The organism is Enterobacter sp. 01-M-03-SI-ECC (assembly GCF_047530215.1).
GTDB lineage: Bacteria > Pseudomonadota > Gammaproteobacteria > Enterobacterales > Enterobacteriaceae > Enterobacter > Enterobacter chengduensis.
This window is the reverse complement of record NZ_JBLKDA010000008.1, coordinates 150254-169413: the sequence shown is the minus strand read 5'-3', so window position 1 is coordinate 169413 and position 19160 is coordinate 150254. Positions and strand designations below refer to the sequence as shown.

General features: G+C 56.0%; 17 protein-coding genes. 11 read left to right on the top strand and 6 right to left on the bottom strand.

Annotated features, from left to right (window positions below; all coding sequences use genetic code 11):
* Positions 1-38 precede the first annotated feature (38 nt).
* Together ACMWKK_RS10430 and hemB are read right to left on the bottom strand one after the other, a co-directional pair.
* Positions 39-1742: a lysophospholipid acyltransferase family protein gene (locus tag ACMWKK_RS10430; RefSeq protein ID WP_112781079.1), complete on the bottom strand. Its 1704-nt coding sequence runs from the start codon at positions 1740-1742 to the stop codon at positions 39-41.
* Positions 1743-1869: 127 nt separating this feature from the next.
* Entirely contained in the window at positions 1870-2844 is a 975-nt protein-coding gene (hemB, locus tag ACMWKK_RS10425; RefSeq protein WP_021241687.1) for a porphobilinogen synthase, read from the bottom strand.
* A gap of 451 nt (positions 2845-3295) precedes the next feature.
* On the opposite strand from hemB, the gene ACMWKK_RS10420 reads away from it, so the two are divergent.
* Both ACMWKK_RS10420 and ACMWKK_RS10415 read left to right on the top strand, forming a co-directional pair.
* On the top strand, positions 3296-6070 hold the full coding sequence (locus ACMWKK_RS10420) for an autotransporter outer membrane beta-barrel domain-containing protein (RefSeq protein ID WP_112781080.1): 2775 nt from the start codon (positions 3296-3298) through the stop codon (positions 6068-6070).
* A gap of 90 nt (positions 6071-6160) precedes the next feature.
* On the top strand, positions 6161-6784 hold the full coding sequence (locus ACMWKK_RS10415) for a helix-turn-helix domain-containing protein (protein ID WP_112781081.1): 624 nt from the start codon (positions 6161-6163) through the stop codon (positions 6782-6784).
* A gap of 2 nt (positions 6785-6786) precedes the next feature.
* Here ACMWKK_RS10415 and ampH read toward each other — a convergent pair whose 3' ends face one another.
* Entirely contained in the window at positions 6787-7947 is a 1161-nt protein-coding gene (gene ampH, locus ACMWKK_RS10410) for a D-alanyl-D-alanine-carboxypeptidase/endopeptidase AmpH (protein ID WP_045328279.1), read from the bottom strand.
* Positions 7948-8329: 382 nt separating this feature from the next.
* Here ampH and sbmA point away from each other — a divergent pair, with 382 nt between their 5' ends.
* Both sbmA and ACMWKK_RS10400 read left to right on the top strand, forming a co-directional pair.
* Complete coding sequence (gene sbmA / locus ACMWKK_RS10405; protein ID WP_112781082.1) at positions 8330-9550, top strand: peptide antibiotic transporter SbmA; 1221 nt, start codon at positions 8330-8332, stop codon at positions 9548-9550.
* A gap of 14 nt (positions 9551-9564) precedes the next feature.
* Entirely contained in the window at positions 9565-10662 is a 1098-nt protein-coding gene (locus tag ACMWKK_RS10400) for a DUF1615 domain-containing protein (protein ID WP_112781083.1), read from the top strand.
* On the opposite strand, the gene ACMWKK_RS10395 is transcribed toward ACMWKK_RS10400, so the two are convergent.
* Positions 10659-10958: a DUF2755 family protein gene (locus tag ACMWKK_RS10395; RefSeq protein ID WP_032638402.1), complete on the bottom strand. Its 300-nt coding sequence runs from the start codon at positions 10956-10958 to the stop codon at positions 10659-10661. The two genes, ACMWKK_RS10400 and ACMWKK_RS10395, sit on opposite strands and share 4 nt — an antisense overlap.
* A gap of 248 nt (positions 10959-11206) precedes the next feature.
* Here ACMWKK_RS10395 and ACMWKK_RS10390 point away from each other — a divergent pair, with 248 nt between their 5' ends.
* Positions 11207-11443, top strand: coding sequence for a DUF2754 domain-containing protein (locus tag ACMWKK_RS10390; RefSeq protein WP_112781084.1), 237 nt, complete (start codon positions 11207-11209; stop codon positions 11441-11443).
* Here ACMWKK_RS10390 and ddlA read toward each other — a convergent pair.
* Positions 11440-12540, bottom strand: coding sequence for a D-alanine--D-alanine ligase (gene ddlA, locus ACMWKK_RS10385; RefSeq protein ID WP_112781085.1), 1101 nt, complete (start codon positions 12538-12540; stop codon positions 11440-11442). The genes ACMWKK_RS10390 and ddlA overlap by 4 nt on opposite strands.
* Before the next feature lie 103 nt (positions 12541-12643).
* On the opposite strand from ddlA, the gene ACMWKK_RS10380 reads away from it, so the two are divergent.
* From ACMWKK_RS10380 to adrA, 6 genes are all read left to right on the top strand, one after another.
* The gene (locus ACMWKK_RS10380) at positions 12644-13327 is read left to right on the top strand and encodes an extensin family protein (protein ID WP_112781086.1); all 684 of its coding nucleotides are present in this window, start codon (positions 12644-12646) and stop codon (positions 13325-13327) included.
* A 168-nt stretch (positions 13328-13495) separates the two neighbouring features.
* Positions 13496-14710 carry a multidrug efflux MFS transporter gene (locus tag ACMWKK_RS10375; RefSeq protein ID WP_045328292.1) on the top strand — a complete coding sequence of 405 codons (1215 nt, stop codon included), beginning with the start codon at positions 13496-13498 and terminating at the stop codon, positions 14708-14710.
* A gap of 210 nt (positions 14711-14920) precedes the next feature.
* Positions 14921-15181, top strand: coding sequence for an anti-adapter protein IraP (iraP, locus tag ACMWKK_RS10370; RefSeq protein ID WP_045328293.1), 261 nt, complete (start codon positions 14921-14923; stop codon positions 15179-15181).
* 99 nt (positions 15182-15280) lie between these two features.
* Positions 15281-16696, top strand: a complete 1416-nt coding sequence (phoA, locus tag ACMWKK_RS10365; protein WP_112781087.1) for an alkaline phosphatase — start codon at positions 15281-15283, stop codon at positions 16694-16696.
* A 90-nt stretch (positions 16697-16786) separates the two neighbouring features.
* Positions 16787-17107, top strand: a complete 321-nt coding sequence (gene psiF, locus ACMWKK_RS10360; RefSeq protein ID WP_045328295.1) for a phosphate starvation-inducible protein PsiF — start codon at positions 16787-16789, stop codon at positions 17105-17107.
* Between the two features lie 102 nt (positions 17108-17209).
* A complete protein-coding gene (adrA, locus tag ACMWKK_RS10355; RefSeq protein WP_112781088.1) occupies positions 17210-18313 on the top strand; it encodes a diguanylate cyclase AdrA in 1104 nt (367 codons plus the stop codon).
* A 14-nt stretch (positions 18314-18327) separates the two neighbouring features.
* Here the strand turns inward: adrA and proC are convergent, their stop codons facing one another.
* The gene (gene proC / locus ACMWKK_RS10350; protein ID WP_032638420.1) at positions 18328-19137 is read right to left on the bottom strand and encodes a pyrroline-5-carboxylate reductase; all 810 of its coding nucleotides are present in this window, start codon (positions 19135-19137) and stop codon (positions 18328-18330) included.
* Positions 19138-19160 lie beyond the last annotated feature (23 nt).

Genomic DNA, 19160 nt, shown 5'->3' with positions numbered 1-19160 from the left:
TGCACCGTTCTTGCCGAGTGGCGCTGCGCTTACCCGGCCTACAAAGAGTGTACCCCTATGTACCGCTGATAGCGGTTCGCCTTCAGGTAACACAAATCCACCAGCACCAGCCCGTCAACGCAGTTGTTGAACGCCGGGTCGCTGCCAAAATCAATAAACTGCACGCCGCCGGGTTCGCACAGCTCGGAATACTGCTTGTAGAGCGGCGGAATGCCGCAGCCCAGATTGCCGAGCAGGGATTTGAGCTTCGTCAGATCGTCCACGTAATCCACGCCGCCAAACTGCGCGAGCACGTCCGGCAGCGAGGCGGGATAGGGCTGACGTGACGCGGCGAGCGGGTGGGTCGCCGGGAACCACAGGCGGTAAAAGGCGACCAGCAGATCCCGCGCCGCAGGCGGCAGGCCGCCGGAAATGGAGACCGGGCCAAACAGGTAGCGATAGTGCGGATAACGCGCCAGATAGGCCCCAATGCCTGACCAGAGATAATCCAGACCCCGACGCCCCCAGTAGCGCGGCTGAATAAAGCTGCGCCCCAGCTCAATCCCGTGCTCCAGCACGTCCTGCATTTTGTCGTCGTAGTGGAACAGGCTGTAGCTGTACAACCCGTCCAGCCCGCGACGCTCAATCTGCTTTGCGGTGGGCATAAAGCGATACGCCCCGACGATCTCCAGATCCTCATCATCCCACAGGATCAGGTGCAGATAATCGTCATCGTAACGGTCGGTGTCCCGGCGCTTGCCGCTCCCTTCCTCCACCGCACGAAACGCAACTTCGCGCAGGCGGCCCAGCTCTCGCAGCAGCGGAGCCTCTTCCTGACCGTTGCGCTGCCACAGATAGATAGTTTTACCGTCGCTGGTTTTGCCCAGGCATTCGGCCTGCGCCAGCGCGCGTTTCAGGGTGGCCCGGTCTTCCGGGCGCGCGATGGCGCACTGGGTTTTAAAGACGCCGGGCATTCCCTTGCCAAGACGCATCACGTGCTGACGGCACTGCTCGGCCATCTCGCGCGACGAAAGGGTGGCGCTGTGCCAGTGATGCCAGGCGATCTGCTGGCCGATTTTTATCGGCAGCTGGCTGTGGCGGCGGCGGAACATCTGCTGCATGAGCAGCAGCATCGACAGCGTCGGCGACACCAGCGTGCTGGCATAAAAGAGCAGGCTGTTGTGCGCCTGAATATGCACCGGCAGCAGCGGAACGCGCAGCTTGCCGGCGATCTTGATAAAGCCGGAGTGCCATTTTTTATCGCGAATGCCTTTGCGCGTGGGGCGAGACACTTCTCCTGCCGGGAAGAAGATCAGCACCCCCGCGTTTTGCAGGTGCTGTTCCATCTGTACCAGGGAGGACTTCGCGGTCCTGCCGCCCATATTGTCCACCGGAATAAACAGCGAACTGAGGGGCTCAAGGTGGGTCAGCATCCGGTTGGTCACGACCTTCACGTCACGACGCACGCGGGAGACGGCGTACATCAGCGCCAGCCCGTCCAGGGTACCTGTCGGATGGTTGGCAATAATGACCAGCGGGCCATGTTCGGGGATTTGTTCGAGATCGCGGGCGGAAACGGTGCAGAGAATATCAAGGTGTTCCAGAACTTGCTCCACCATATCCAGGCCTTTCAGGTGGCGGTGTGCTGCGGCAAATTGCTGAAACTCGTCTTCGTAGAACAGTCTTTTTAACAGACTTTTTTGCCAGGGGGCAGGCCTCGCCTGAGGCCAAAGATCGTCGAGAACGCTATCGAGGCTAAACATGGTTACTCCTCCTGCCGTCTTGCGAAGACAGTAGAAGGAGCAGATGTCGGTTGTATTGCAGTTTGGTGAAGATTAGCGCAGAGAGCAGGCCGGGTAAGGCGAAGCCGCCGCCCGGCGCTAAAGTGGATTAACGCAGAATTTTCTTCTCGGCCAGATCCAGTGCGAAGTAGCTGAAGATCAGATCCGCGCCCGCGCGTTTGATCGCCCCCAGGCTTTCCAGGATCACTTTCTCTTCGTCAATGGCACCCGCCAGCGCGGCGAATTTGATCATCGCGTACTCGCCGCTCACCTGGTAGGCGCCCAGCGGCAGCTCGGTGCGCTCGCGGATGTCGCGCAGGATATCGAGATATGCCCCAGCCGGCTTCACCATCAGGCAGTCCGCGCCCTGAGCTTCATCAAGCAGGGATTCACGAATCGCTTCGCGGCGGTTCAGCGGGTTCATCTGATAGGTTTTGCGGTCGCCTTTCAGCGCCGTACCGGCCGCCTCACGGAACGGGCCGTAGAAGGAGGAGGCAAATTTGGTGGAGTAGGACATGATGGCGGTGTCGGTAAAGCCTGCCGCATCCAGCGCCTGGCGAATCGCCTGAACCTGTCCATCCATCGCCGCAGAAGGAGCAATGAAATCTGCGCCCGCAGCGGCCGCGACAACGGCCTGCTTGCCAAGGTTCAGCAGAGTGGCATCGTTATCCACTCCGTGATCGCACAGCACGCCGCAGTGGCCGTGAGAGGTATACTCGCAGAAGCAGGTGTCTGACATGACGACCATTTCCGGCACGGTCTCTTTGCAGATGCGGGACATGCGGGCGACGAGGCCATCTTCTTTCCACGCGTCGCTGCCGGTGGCGTCGGTATGGTGAGAGATGCCGAAGGTCATCACCGAGCGGATCCCCGCGTTGGCGATGCGTTCAATCTCACGCGCCAGATATTTCTCCGGGATGCGCATGACGCCCGGCATGGCTTCGATGGCTTTGTAGTCATCGATCTCTTCTTCAACAAAAATCGGCAACACCAGATCGTTTAAGGTCAGGGTTGTCTCTTCAAACATAGCGCGCAGTGCAGGTGACTTGCGCAGGCGGCGGGGACGTGCAATTAAATCGGTCATGGTATGCCTGATGTTTGTGGAACAAAGAGGGCTAGTGTACCTCAAAGTGAAGGCAGGTGTTTTACTAAAGTGGGCATTTTGTTTTTTGCGAAATGCAACAGATTGGTTTTCCTGTCAGCTATATATAATGTTCGCCAGTGCATGACTGAGAGGCGAATGAGGTATTCGTGTTATTTCTATATTGAGAGGAATGTATAATTAAGAATGATCTATTATTTGTTGTTATGTATTTTTAATTGTCTCGCCTGTATTTCAACGTTTTGTTTTTATAATATTTATCTTGAGTGACCCCTGTGTTCGTTGTTTTTGGGTTTTATTAGTCTGGATACGGACTTAATGGAAACATTCATTGAACCTTTTCGAAATGAAACTGCATAATTCCCTCCGCAATTAAACGTTGCAAATTGATTGATGGACAAACTTGCTTACGTCCCTGAGGAGGGATGACCCAATGCAAACATGGAAAAAGAAACTGGTTGTATCTCAACTTGCATTAGCCTGCACCCTGGCTATCGCTTCTCAGGCTAATGCGAAGGATATTTCCGGTACGACATATAATACCTTCGGATACGATAATACCGCGTCCACGCCCTGGTATTATGGTTATGCCGACTGGGATTACTCGGATGCCATCCATGATGGTGATATTTACCCGGTGATTAATAAAAGCACCGTGAATGGTGTTATTTCAACATACTATCTTGATGATGGTATAAATGGTCGGGCGAATGCGTTGAGCATCTCCAACAGCACCATTAATGGCATGATCACCTCTGAATGTATGACCACCTCCTGTGCTGATGGTATTGATACCGACGGCACAATCCACTCTCAGTACGATCGTTTTAGCCTGACCGTGGATAACTCTACGATCAACGATACCTATGAGCATTACGCTTATGATGTTGTGAATGGTCAAAACACAGCCACGCATTATCTCGACACCTATGATCTGGGTAATGCGATTACCCTTGATGTTGAATCGGATATTGTTATCCAGAATAACTCCCACGTTGCGGGTATTACCCTGACTCAGGGGTATCAGGAACTGGACAATACCCCGTACGACGGCGTTGAAGGCGTAGCTAACAGCAGCAAAGTCTTTACCGACACGCTTCTGGTAAAAGATTCTGTACTGACTTCCGGTGCGTACAGCGATTTAGGCACCAACGGTTTCTACGGTCAAACCGCGAAGCCGAGCGACTATGGTGAAACCAACGCGACAGCAGCGGATGATGCGGCCCTGATTGTTGTGGCCGGTGCATCTGACAACGCGATGCAGACGACGGCTACGTTCGATCACTCCACCGTTACTGGCGATATTCTGTTCTCCAGCACCTTCGACAACAACTTCTACCCGAACGGCGATCCGGCAACCGATACCACCGACGACGGCGTCTATAACCCAACCACCAACGGCTGGGACGGCACCGATAAGCTGGACGTCACACTTACCAACGGTAGCAAATGGGTCGGTGCAGCGCAGTCCAGCGTCGATGCGATCGGCACGGCGCAGATGTATGGCCAGGGCTACAGCAATGTCGACTGGAGCAGCTTGTCCCCTAACAGCATTTGGCCGGACTCCACCTATGACAGCAACGGACACGTTGCGGGTGAAGCCGTCTATCAGAGCGGCCTGTTTAACATCGCCCTGGACAACGGTTCCGAGTGGGATACCCGCAAGGTGTCTAACATCGATACCCTGACGGTAAACAACCAGTCTCAGGTCAATGTTGAAAACTCCGGCCTGCTGGCGGATAGCATCACTCTGACCAATGCTTCATCAATGAATATCGGTGACAGCGGCGGCGTGGCGACCGACCATCTGTATCTGGACAGCTATAGCCGTGCGGCGCTGACGGAAGAAACGGCAGAGCTTTATGCCAACACCATTACCGTGGATAACGGTGCGGAGCTGGCGCTGGGCCTGGGTCAGGTTGATACGCACAATATGGTGCTGACCGATGGCGGCGTGCTGAACGTTGCCAGCCGTGATTACATGCTGAACAGCGATCTGAACAACGCACGCTATATCACCAACGATAAGTACAATGCCGACTACGACTACGGCGTTGTGGCCATTAACTCTGACGGCCATCTGGCGGTAAACGGTGATGTGACAGGCAACTATAAGGTGCGTATCGATGATGCGACCGGTGCCGGTTCCGTTGCTGATTACAAAAATAAAGAGATCGTCCGCATTTATGACAATAACGCGGATACCTCAGCCAGCTTTACTGCCGCAAACAGAGCCGATTTAGGTGCTTACACCTACCAGGCGCAGCAGCAGGGTGACACCGTAGTCCTCCAGCAGAAAGCGCTGACCGATTACGCCAATATGGCGCTGAGCATTCCTTCTGCCAACACCAATATCTGGAATCTGCAGCAGGATACCGTCGGCGCGCGTCTGACCAACAGCCGCCATGGCCTTGCGGATAACGGCGGGGCGTGGGTGAGCTACTTCGGTGGCAACTTCGACGGCGACAATGGTGTTATCAGCTACGATCAGGACGTGAGCGGCATTATGGTGGGTCTGGATACCCAGATTGACGGTAATAACGCGAAGTGGATCGTTGGTGGTGCGGCAGGTTTCGCGAAGGGCGATATCAGCGATCGTACCGGTCAGGTCGATCAGGATAGCCAGACGGCGATGATCTACGCGTCAGCGAAGTTCATGAACGACATGTTCCTCGACAGCTCCCTGAGCTACACCCGCTTCAACAACGATCTCTCTGCTAACATGAGCAATGGTCAATATGTTGACGGCAACACGACCACCGACGCCGTTGGTTTTGGCCTGAAGCTGGGCTATGACTGGAAACCAAACCTCTCTGGCTATGTCACGCCTTATGCTGCCGTGTCAGGTCTGTTCCAGTCTGGCGATGATTATCGCCTCAGCAACGACATGCGCATGGATGGGCAGTCTTACGATAGCCTGCGTTATGAACTCGGTGTGGATGCGGGTTATACCTTCAACTACGGCGACGATCAGGCTCTGACGCCTTACTTCAAACTCGCCTACGTCTATGACGACGCTGATAACAATGCCGATATTAACGGTGACAGCATTGATAACGGCGTGAAAGGCTCCGCTGTGCGGGTAGGGCTGGGCACCCAGTTCAGCTTCACGAAGAACTTCAGTGCTTACACTGATGCCACTTATCTGGGCGGCGGCGACGTTGACCAGAACTGGGGCGCAAACCTGGGTGTGAAATATACCTGGTAATAAATAAAAGCGGGGGAGTTATTTCCCCCGCTTTTACAAAAGCAGTAAAAATAATATTGAACCGACAAATACGGATGCCTTGAGGTCTGCATGAACGTTAATGCGAAACCGCTTTCTGAATTACGCCGGCTCGAACAGTGTTTAATCTCGGCCAGTACCCCTTTTACCTGTACGCCCCAGCAGTTGATTACCTCAGACGATTGGGATGAGCCTCGTACGATCGTATTACAAACCGGCATTGTTGATGTTTATCGCCCCTCTGATGAGCTGCTGGTAGGGATAGCGACGGCACCTTTTATTTTCGGTCTGTCTACGGTGGTGATTAATCACTCTCAGGAATACAGAGTGGTGGCTAAAACGGCCTGTACCGGTTTTTATTTACCCACGGAAACCACCCGTCAGCAAATCCAGCAGTTTTCACTGTGGAAAGAGGCCTTCTGCTGGTTATCCTGGATAAATTACATTCTCGAGAAACGTGATATGCAGCTCGTGGGAAATAATTCCTATCACCAGATCCGCGCCATGCTGATGAATATGGCGGAGTGGGATGAAACGCTGCGCTCAAAAATTGGTGTGATGAATCATATTCAACAAAGTACGCGTATTTCACGCTCAGTTGTGGCTGAGGTTCTCGCGGCTTTGCGGCAAGGTAACTACATTAATATGAGCCGGGGCAAGCTGGTCAGCGTCAACCGCTTGCCCACGGAATACTGAGATCAGTTTGAGGCGGTGAGAACCTGGGCTTTATTGGCGCTCAGTTCAGCCACCAGGTTATTAATGCCGTCACTCATATTAACAAAACGCGTATGCGGGGAGCGGGTGACCACCACGAATGCGCCCACGTTTGACTGCGGGATCATGGCCATATAGGTGATGAAACCGCCCCCGCCGCCGGTTTTCTGAATAATACCCGGCCGGCCATTCTTCGGTGCCATATAGACCCAGCCCATGCCGAGCGCGTCGGCTTTACCCGGCACGTCCATCCCAATGACCCTGTGCAGCTGAGTACGCTGATAAATCAGGGTCTGCATACGATCTGCCTGGCTGCTGCGAGCGTAGAAATCTGAGGACAGGAACTGCTGCATCCAGCGCATCATGTCGCCGGGGGTGGAATAGACCCCGCCGCTGCCCACGGCCGCCAGCGTGTTATTACAGGGGCTGGCGCCTTTCTCCGCCACCATCAGGCGACGGCACTGGTCCGGGGACGGGGTGAAGGTGGTGTCTTTCATGCCCAGCGGACGGGTGATCTGCTCTTCAAACAGTTGCGTATAGGGTTTGCCAGCCGCCGTTGAAAGGGCGTCCGCCAGCAGGTCAAACGCCAGGTTTGAATAAGAGGCCTGCGAACCCGGAGCCGCCTTCAGCGTGGCGGTACTCAGGTAGTTCCAGCGCTGGTCGCGCGTTGGCCAGACAAACACGTCACGATGCGCCGCCCCGCCTGGCTGCTCACGCGGCAGGGCGCTGGTGTGGGTGGCAAGGTTCACAAGCCGGATCGGCGTTCCCTGATAGGTTGGCACCCGGGCGCCCGGGGGCGCGTATTTACTGAGCGGGTCGTCGAGCTTTACTACGCCCTGGTCGAGCAGTTTCACCAGCATTTCGCTGGTCATCAGCTTGGTTAAGGACGCGATGCGGATAACGGAATCCAGCTGCGGGTGAATGTTATTTCCCGGGCGCGTTTCGCCAAAGCTGCGGAACACGCGCTGGTTGCCGTCGATGACGACCATCGCCATCCCGGTCGCGCCGCTGCCGTAATAGATAAGGTTCGCGTAACGATCGGCAATGTCTGAAGCTAAAACGGGCGCCGTCAGCGGTTGGGCTGCCTGGGCGGTAGAAAAGCTCACCGCACACAGCGCGGCAAAAGAGAGCAGACAACGTTTCAACGAAAAGCATCCATGAAGTGAATGAAGAAATTAATGGGTATTTATACTACTAATCGGTACGGTGCAATGCCCCGAATTGCATAACGATAGCGAGAAAAACGTAACCATGGGTAAATATAAACAATTTACCTGCGAGCCATCTCCCATTTTGTGACATCGGGCTTATGATAGACACCAGTGTCACTCAATCTTACGGAGAACGGTATGTCTGAGAGGCCTGCGGTGAAACGCACCGAAACAATTCTTGAAAACTGGAAAGCGAACTAATAATTAACGATCGGGTCTGACTTTTTTGCCTGAGCCGGGAGGCTGGCTCGGGCAGGTTTTTCGTGTGGTGACGTGTTGTACACAGCAACAGCCATAACAACAAGAAGGAAGCATTATGTTTAAGTCTTTTTTCCCAAAGCCGGGGCCTTTTTTCCTGTCGGCATTTATTTGGGCACTGATCGCCGTCATTTTCTGGCAGGCGGGCGGCGGGGCCTGGCTGACGCGCATCACGGGGGCGACAGGGCAGGTGCCGATTAGCGCAGCGCGCTTCTGGTCGCTGAGCTACCTGCTGTTTTACGCCTACTACACGGTGTGCGTGGGGCTGTTTGCGCTGTTCTGGTTTGCCTATTCTCCGCACCGCTGGCAGTACTGGTCGATCCTCGGCACGTCGCTGATCGTCTTTGTCACCTGGTTCCTCGTGGAGGTGGGCGTGGCGGTTAACGCCTGGTATGCGCCGTTCTACGATCTGATCCAGACCGCGCTAAGCTCGCCGCATAAGGTGACCATCAACCAGTTTTACCATGAAGTCGGGATTTTTCTCGGTATCGCCCTGATTGCTGTAGTCATCGGCGTGATGAACAACTTCTTCGTCAGCCACTACGTTTTCCGCTGGCGTACCGCGATGAACGAACATTATATGGCGCACTGGCAGCACCTGCGCCATATCGAAGGCGCCGCACAGCGTGTGCAGGAAGACACCATGCGTTTTGCCTCCACCCTTGAAGACATGGGCGTCAGCTTTATTAACGCCATCATGACATTGATTGCGTTCCTGCCCGTTCTGGTCACGCTCTCGGCGCACGTGCCGGATCTGCCGATTGTCGGCCACATTCCGTATGGACTAGTCATTGCCGCGATCGTCTGGTCGCTGATGGGGACGGGCCTGCTGGCGGTGGTGGGGATCAAACTGCCGGGTCTGGAGTTTAAAAACCAGCGCGTCGAAGCCGCCTACCGTAAGGAGCTGGTTTACGGTGAGGATGATGCTAGCCGCGCCTCGCCGCCGACCGTCCGCGAGCTGTTTGGCGCCGTGCGTCGTAACTACTTCCGACTCTACTTCCACTATATGTATTTCAACATTGCGCGTATTTTGTATCTGCAGGTGGATAACGTTTTCGGTTTGTTCCTGCTGTTCCCGTCGATTGTTGCAGGTACGATTACGCTCGGTCTGATGACGCAGATCACCAACGTTTTCGGTCAGGTTCGCGGGTCGTTCCAGTATCTGATCAGCTCCTGGACCACGCTGGTGGAGCTGATGTCCATTTACAAACGTCTGCGCAGCTTTGAACGCGAGCTGGACGATCGTGACCTGCAGGAAGTCACCAACACATTCAGCTAATACAGGAAGTTGCTATGCCTTTTGCCGTACCGCGTGCGTTACCGTTGACCATTCTGGCCGCTTTTGTGCTGGCAGGCTGTGCCGAAAAAGGGGCTGCTCCGCTCAAAAAGGGGGAGAAGCCCGTCGATGTGGCGAGCGTTGTGCGGCAGAAAATGCCCGCCAGCGTGAAGGATCGCAACGCGTGGGCAGATGCGCTGGCAAAAACCTTTGAAAGCCAGAAGATTGCCCCGACCGAGGAGAATATCTGCTCGGTGCTGGCGGTGGCGCAGCAGGAGTCGATGTACCAGTCGGACCCAGTCGTGCCGGGTCTGAACAAAATCGCGTGGAAAGAGATCGACCGCCGCGCGGAATCCATGCATATCCCGGTGTTCCTGGTACACACCGCGCTTAAAATCACCTCGCCGAACGGCAAAAGCTACAGCGACCGGCTGGATACGGTGAAAACCGAAAAACAGCTCAGCGCCATTTTTGATGATTTCATCAGCATGGTTCCTATGGGGCAGAAGCTGTTTGGCTCCCTGAACCCGGTCCACACCGGTGGCCCGATGCAGGTGAGCATTGCGTTCGCCGAGAAGCACACCGACGGCTATCCGTGGAAAATCGACGGTACGGTGCGTCAGGAGGTCTTCTCCCTGCGCGGCGGCCTGTGGTTCGGCACGTATCACCTGCTGAACTATCCGGTGAACTACAGTGAACCGCTGTACCGCTTTGCCGACTTTAACGCCGGCTGGTATGCCAGCCGTAATGCGGCATTTCAGAGTGCGGTTAGCCGCGCAAGCGGCGTTAAGCTCGCGCTCGACGGCGATCTTATCGCTTACGGCAGCAGCGAGGCGGGAAGCACCGAGCTGGCCGTACGGAAATTATCGACCACGCTTGATATGAGCAACAGCGACATTCGCCGCCAGCTTGAGAAGGGCGACAGCCTGGCCTTTGAGAAAACGGAACTGTACAAGAAGGTGTTTGCACTGGCGGAACAAAAAAGCGGAAAAGCGTTACCAAGGGCTATCCTGCCGGGCATACAGCTGGAAAGCCCGAAGATCACGCGTAACCTGACCACCGCATGGTTCGCAAAGCGCGTGGACGATCGCCGGGCGCGCTGTATGGGGCTTTAGCGGCGACGGCGTAAGCGCAGCACTAAGGCCACCACGCCCAGAACCATGCATCCCGCGAGAAAGGGAATCAGGCCGAAGAGGGTACTGACGCCAAATCCAATCTCCACTCGCGGGCGTCCGTTATCCTGCACCTGCATCAGGTGTTCATAAACGCCCGGGGCGTGGACCAGCATATTCAGCAGCTGTGAGCCGGCCCAGAAGCAGAACAGGACAAACAGGGCATAAGCGATATTACCCGCCGTGGAGGTTTTTGGTTTGCCGCCAAAAATCGGTTTCGACAATGTAAAGTCAGCCATATGACCTCCCGAAATATCACTCTGTTTCAATACGCGTCTTACGGGGTGAGTTTGACAGGTCATCGCATTTGTCAATATCAGAATCGTGGTAATTTACCCGCCGGAATCCTCCTGGATTGTCGATTTCTGCAGCACATCACAATTTCGTCACTTAAGTGAAATTGCGTCGCGTTTCAGAATTTCCGTATCTGCCACAGACCTGGCCGTAAAACTGTGAGAGGATGTCTTTTTTTCCTGCCGGAGTTGTTATGAAGCTCACGTCCAAACTACGCCGTGACTGGCACTACTATGCCTTTGCAATCGGGCTGATCTTTATTCTTAACGGTGTCGTCGGGCTGCTGGGGTTCGAAGCAAAAGGGTGGCAAACGTATGCCGTCGGGCTGGTGACCTGGGTAATTAGCTTCTGGCTGGCGGGGTTGATTATCCGCCGTCGTCCTGAAGAGACGACAGCGGATGAGGCGGGGTCGGCGAATCGCGCCGATTAACCGTTTACGGAACTTTTAAGCGCGCCGTCGGCGGCGTGACGCTCCAGCGCCAGTTCGATCAGGCGGGTGATCAGCTCCGGATAGCTCAGGCCGCTTGCCTGCCACAGTTTCGGATACATGCTGATGTTGGTGAAGCCCGGCAGCGTGTTGATTTCGTTGATCACCACCTCGTTTTCCGGCGTCAGGAACACGTCCACGCGCGCCATGCCGCAGCAGCCGAGCGTCTGATAGGCCTGAATGGCGATCGCGCGGATCTTATCGTTAACCGCCGGATCGAGATCCGCAGGAACTACAACCTGCGCGCCTTGGTCATCAATGTATTTGGTGTCGTAGGAGTAGAAGTCGCTGTTTAACACCACTTCGCCGCAGGTGCTCGCCTGTGGGAAATCGTTGCCCAGCACGGCGCACTCAATTTCACGGCCCTTGATCCCCTGCTCAACCACCACCTTATGGTCGAATTCGAACGCCAGGCGGACGGCCTGGGTGAACTCGGCTTCGCTGGTCACTTTGCTGACGCCCACGGAGGAGCCCTGGTTTGCAGGCTTCACAAACAGCGGCAGACCCAGCTGTTCGCTAATGTGCGCGAAGCTGTGCTTATCGCGGTTGGCGCGGGTGAGCGTCACGAACGGGGCAATATTCAGCCCGGCATCGCGCAGCAGGCGTTTGGTGACGTCTTTGTCCATGCACGCGGCGGAGCCGAGGACGTCCGAGCCGACGAACGGCAGGTTGGCCATGCGCAGCATCCCCTGCAGGGAACCATCTTCCCCCAGCGTGCCGTGAACGATGGGGAAGACGACGTCGATCTGAGCGAGAGCCTGCGCGTTGCCGGCGTCGATGAGTTGCCCCTTCACGACGCCGGGAACGGTGGCGACGCTCACTTCTGAAGGATTCAGGGCGATGTGTGCCGGGTCGTGCGCGTTAAGCAGATACTGGCTGGCATCGTTGACGTGCCACTGGCCCTGTTTATCAATGCCCAACAGCACCACGTCGAAACGGCTTTTATCGATCGCATCAACGATATTTTTGGCCGATTGCAATGACACTTCGTGCTCCGCTGATTTTCCCCCAAAGACAATACCTACGCGCTGCTTAGCCATCTCACTCTCTTCCAGTCTGACGAAAAGCCAATAACATACCACGATGCCCGGCGGGTTTCGCGGCCTTCTGCCATACTATTTTGGGGAATGCTGAGGGGGGAGAGTGAAAGGAAAAACGCTGCTGACCGTATTTATCATTGTGGCCGCTGCAGCGGCGGGCTACCGCTGGTTGCCGTCCTACTACAACCCGTTCAAACCGCTGACCCTGGACGATCCGCCAGGCCGCATCACCCAGTATAAGCTTCGGCGCTTAACGCCCGAGGCGTGCGCAAACCTGCTTGCGCAGGCTAATCAACGCGATCTTATCCGCACCCAGCTGGTCGCTGACAGCGCCGGTGAATGCCCGCTGATCAACGTGGTGCGCGTGCGCGACTTCGGCCCGGTTGGCCTGAACGGCAGTTTTCTTGCCAGCTGTCCGCTGGCGCTCAGCTCAGCCCTCTTTATCAGCCAGCAGGCCCGACCGCTGACAAAACGCTATACCGGCAGCGACCTCGTGCGTATCGACCACCTCGGCAGCTTTGCCTGCCGCAATATTTACCACCGCCCTGACGCGCGCCGCAGCGAACATGCCACGGCCGAGGCGCTGGATATCGCCGCTTTTCGTCTTGCGAACGGCGAACGCGTCACGGTGCTGAACGGCTGGAAGGCGGCAAACACCCAGCCCTGGCTGAAGGCCATGCTGGCGGCAAGCTGTGGCTACTACGGGAACGGCCTGGGGCCGGAATATAACGCGGCGCATGCCAACCATTTTCATCTCGGCATGCGCGGCTTTGGGCTTTGCCGCTGAAGCATAATATTCCGCCAGAAAATGGATAAATTGTGACTTGTTTCACAAATATGATGACTGGGAAGATAAAACACCAAAGTCAGTCAGGCCGCATCTCTGGTGCGACGTCAAAACGCGTAACTTGCTAATCTGACGGCGAATTCGCCTAAAAATGAAGACTATTTCTTTATGGAATCCTGGAAAGTTAATCTCATCTCGGTCTGGTTCGGCTGCTTCTTTACCGGGCTGGCCATTAGCCAGATCCTGCCGTTCCTGCCGCTGTACGTCTCGCAGCTGGGGGTCACCTCGCATGAAGCGCTCTCCATGTGGTCCGGTCTGACGTTTAGCGTCACGTTTCTGGTTTCTGCGATTGTTTCACCGATGTGGGGCAGCCTGGCGGATCGGAAGGGCCGTAAGCTGATGCTGCTGCGCGCCTCGCTCGGGATGGCGATCGCCATTCTGCTGCAGGCCTTCGCCACCAACGTCTGGCAGCTGTTTTTCCTGCGTGCGGTGATGGGGCTGACGTCCGGGTACATTCCGAATGCCATGGCGCTGGTTGCCTCTCAGGTGCCGCGCGAGCGCAGCGGCTGGGCGCTGAGTACGCTCTCTACGGCGCAGATCAGCGGCGTCATCGGCGGTCCGCTGTTGGGGGGCTTTCTGGCGGACCACGTCGGGCTGCGCGCGGTATTTATCATCACCGCGATCCTGCTGGTGGTCAGCTTTCTGGTGACGCTCTTTCTGATCAAAGAGGGAGGCCGCCCGGTTATCAGTAAAGCTGAACGCCTGAGCGGCAGGGCCGTCTTCGCCTCGCTGCCTTATCCGGGGCTGATGATTAGCCTGTTTGTGACCACCATGGTGATCCAGCTCTGTAACGGGTCGGTCGGTCCGATTCTGGCGCTGTTCATTAAGTCGATGGAGCCGGAGAGCACGAATATCGCTTTTCTGAGCGGCATGATTGCCGCGGTGCCGGGCGTATCCGCCCTGATTTCCGCGCCGCGTCTGGGGAAACTGGGGGACAGGATCGGCACGGCGCGCATCCTGATGGCGACGCTGATCTTTGCGGTCGTCCTCTTCTTCGCCATGTCGTTCGTCACCTCTCCGCTTCAGCTTGGCGTGCTGCGATTCCTGCTCGGCTTTGCTGACGGCGCCATGTTGCCTGCGGTTCAGACCCTGCTGGTTAAATATTCCAGCGACCAGGTGACGGGGCGTATTTTTGGATATAACCAGTCCTTTATGTATCTGGGGAATGTTGCCGGTCCGCTTATTGGCGCATCCGTTTCCGCAATGGCCGGTTTTCGCTGGGTATTTGCGGCCACGGCCATCGTGGTGTTAATCAATATTATCCAGCTGGCGATTGCGCTGCGTCGCCGCAGACAAATGGCGGAGGCCAGATCGGCAAGATAATTGTTCCTTTGATGTATTATATATTCTTATGATAGCCGCATTTTTATATAACAAAATGCGGCGTTTTTATATAGAAAAACGTTTCGCTGAAAATGCCAGCGCACTAATTTGGCGACGACGTCACTTTTGCATAAGATAATAATTTTCTCCGCTTTGCATATTGCATTCCTGGTGTTAATTTCAGGGAAAACCCCATAAGGAAATAGCACGATGAAGAATCTCATTGCTGAGTTGCTGGTTAAGCTTGCACAAAAGGAAGAAGAGTCAAAAGAGCTGGTCGCCCAGGTCGAAGCGCTGGAAATTGTTGTCACCGCGCTGTTGCGTCGGATGGAAACCTCCGATCAGCAGGCGTTAATTGACAGCATCGAAGGCGCCCTCGATAAAGCGCGGCCCGATACCCAGGTGCCACCCGAGGATGCCGAACTGCTTCAGCAATACGTAAAGAAGCTGTTAAGGCATCCGCGCAGCTAAACCGTCACAGGTCGTAACGACGTGTCATAGAATTGTCATGCAGGATGCCTATAGTCGCTCTGTTTTTATTTTTATGTATTTGTACATGGAGAAAATAAATTGAAACAGAGCGCACTTTTCATCGCATTACTTCCCCTGTTAATTACCCCCGCCATTTATGCCGATACCACGCAAACCAGCGTGCTGGATAATCGCGCGGCAAAAGGGGATATCACCCAGCCCGGCGGCGCGCGCCGTTTATCAGAAGATCAAACTGCCGCTATTCGCGCTTCGCTTAATGATAAGCCCGCGAAAAATATTATTCTGCTGATTGGCGATGGAATGGGCGATTCCGAAATCACGGCGGCGCGAAATTATGCTGAGGGAGCAGGCGGCTTTTTTAAAGGTATCGACGCGTTACCGCTGACCGGACAATATACCCATTACGCGCTGGATAAAAAAACCGGTAAACCGGATTACGTAACGGACTCCGCGGCCTCTGCCACGGCGTGGTCCACCGGCGTGAAAACCTATAATGGCGCGCTGGGCGTGGATATTCACGAAAAAGATCGTCAAACTCTTCTTGAGATGGCAAAAGCGGCGGGCCTGGCGACCGGCAACGTCTCCACCGCTGAGCTTCAGGATGCGACGCCCGCTGCGCTGGTGGCGCACGTCACCTCGCGTAAATGCTACGGTCCGTCAGTGACCAGCGAAAAATGTCCAGCCAACGCGCTGGAAAAAGGCGGCAAAGGGTCGATTACGGAACAGCTGCTCAACGCGCGCCCTGACGTGACCCTGGGCGGCGGGGCGAAAACCTTCGCGGAAACCGCAACGGCGGGCGAGTGGCAGGGCAAAACGCTGCGCGAGCAGGCGCAGGCGCGCGGCTACCAGCTGGTGAGTGATGCCAGTTCTCTTGCCGCCATCACCGACGCGAACCAGGACAAGCCGCTGCTGGGGCTCTTCTCTGACGGCAACATGCCCGTGCGCTGGGAAGGTCCAAAAGCCTCGTATCACGGCAATATTGATAAGCCTGCCGTGACCTGTACGCCAAACCCGAAACGCACGGACAGCGTGCCGACGCTGGCGGCGATGACCGATAAAGCCATCTCTCTGCTCAGCAAGAACGAAAAAGGGTTCTTCCTGCAGGTGGAAGGCGCGTCGATCGACAAACAGGATCATGCGGCTAATCCGTGCGGCCAGATTGGTGAAACCGTCGATCTGGACGAAGCGGTGCAGAAGGCGCTGGAATTCGCGAAAAAAGACGGTAATACCCTGGTGATCGTCACCGCCGACCATGCGCACGCCAGCCAGATCGTTCCGCCAGATACCAAAGCGCCGGGCCTGACGCAGGCGCTGAACACCAAAGATGGAGCCGTCATGGTGCTGAGCTACGGCAACTCTGAAGAAGAGTCCATGGAGCACACCGGCACCCAGCTGCGCATCGCCGCCTACGGGCCGCATGCGGCAAACGTGGTGGGCCTGACCGATCAAACGGATCTGTTCTACACCATGAAGGCGGCGCTGGGTCTTAAATGATAAAAACCCCAGCGGAAATCACATCTGCCGGGTGGTTTTTTTCCTGTCACGAGCCAGACTTACAGGGAATGTTCACAAAAGGATGGTGCAATGAAAACAACATTACTGGTTACCCTACTCTCCGGCCTGTTCCTGGCCGCATCGGCAAACGCGGCAGAGAAAACGTTAACGCCGCAACAGCAGCGTATGACCACCTGTAATCAACAGGCGACGTCTCAGAGCCTGAAGGGCGATGCCCGCAAGACCTACATGAGCGACTGCCTCAAAAACGGCGCCGCAAAGCCAGCTGAAAAAAGCCTGACGCCTCAGCAGCAAAAGATGCGTGAGTGTAATGCCAAGGCGACCGAGCAGTCCCTGAAAGGGGACGACCGCAGCAAGTTCATGAGTGCCTGCCTGAAGAAAAAAGTGTAGTTCTAACGGGTGAGCGGCTTCGGCAGCTCACCCGAAATTTCATACTTTCCCCGCAGATCCCCTCTCTATAATTTGGGAAAATGTTTCAGAATATTCCCAAAAATGATGAATGATGAAACGTATTACAACAAAAAGCGCATTCGTGAAGAGTGGAATTTAACCCTTTCTCAGGATGACCCTCACCGCGCCGGCATTCAGTTTGCCCGACGGGTTCGGCTGGCGCGCGCCGTGGGGCTGGCAGCGATGTTTTTCCCCGTCGCAGGGATGCTGGTGACCCATTTTGTAGCCGGAGGCTGGTGGCTTTTACTGGTGGGGTGGGCGTTCGTCTGGCCCCATTTTGCCTGGCAGCTATCCTGTCGGGCCGCGTCACCGCATCAGCAGGAAATTTTCAATCTTAAAATCGATGCCATTATCGCCGGGCTCTGGATCGGCGTGATGGGGATGAGCGCGTTACCCACGGCAGCGCTGGTGATGATGGTAGGGATGAATATGATGGGTTCCGGCGGCTGCCGACTGTTTATCCCCGGGATCGCGCTGACCCTGCTGTCCGCGCTGGCGGTGCTGCCTTTTTTTGGCCGCATGGCTGTCTTCAACCCCGACCTCCTGGAGTGGGGCTTAACCCTTCCCGTGCTCGTGCTCTATCCTATGCTGTTTGCCTGGCTCAGCCACCGTACCGCCGTCAGGCTTGCCGAGCATAAGCAGCGGCTGGAAATGATGAGCACCCGCGACGGCATGACCGGGGTCTTTAATCGCCGCCACTGGGAAATGCTGCTGCGCAATGAATTTGAGCATTGCCGTCGCGACGGCTGCACCGCCACGATTTTGCTGATTGATATCGACCACTTTAAAAATATCAACGATACCTGGGGGCATGATGTGGGCGACGAGGCGATCGTCGCCATTACGCGCCAGCTCCAGCTTTCGGTGCGCTCAGGCGATGCGATTGGCCGGTTCGGTGGGGACGAGTTTGCGGTGATTATGTCGCAGACCGCGGCGGAAAGCGCCATCGCCGTGATGTCCCGGGTGCATGAGCGGCTGGAAAACCTCTCGTTACCCGGCGCGCCAAAAGAGGCGCTGCGCATCAGCGTGGGCGTTGCCCCGTGGGGACCGCAGTTTGGACATTATCGTGAATGGCTAAAGGCGGCTGACGTGGCCTTGTACAGGGCGAAAAATGCCGGGCGCAGCCGCACCGAGGTGGCCGCCTGACGCCCGGCTCACCATCAGGATTTACTCAGCTTCTCTGATTTTTCCATGCATTTTGCCATCGCTTCAATGACGGCCGAGCGGAACCCGCGTTCCTCCAGCACCCGCACCGCTTCAATGGTGGTACCGCCCGGGGAGCAGACCATATCTTTCAGTTCACCCGGATGTTTGCCGGTTTCCAGCACCATTTTGGCGGAGCCCATCACGGCCTGCGCGGCGAACTTGTACGCCTGCGCACGCGGCATTCCGCCAAGCACGGCGGCATCGGCCATCGCTTCTAAAAACATGAAGACATACGCAGGGGCAGAACCGCTGACGCCGACCACCGGATGGATCATCGCTTCGGCAATCACTTCAGCTTCACCGAAGCAGCGGAAAATGTTCAGTACATCAGCCACTTCTTCAGTCGTCACCAGCGCGTTAGGCGTGACGGAGGTCATACCGGCGTTGACCAGTGAAGGGGTGTTGGGCATCGCGCGGACGATTTTACGGTCGTGACCCAGCGCGCGCGCCAGCTGATCGAGCGTGACGCCGGCGGCAATCGACACCACCAGCGTCTCTTTATTCAGGCTGGAGGTGATATCGCTCAGCACTTTGATCATGATGTTCGGCTTGACGGCGCCAAAGACGATATCGGCAACCTGGGCCACTTCCTGCGCGCTTTCGGCGGCGTTGATCCCGTATTCATCGCGCAGCGCGGCGACCTTGTCCGGTGACGGGGTATAGACCCAAATCTGACCCGGCAGCACCTGCCCGCTGGCGATCAGGCCGCCCAGGATGGCTTTGCCCATGTTACCGCAGCCGATAAACCCGATTTTCTTGTCCATCACGATTCTCCGTCATTATGCGT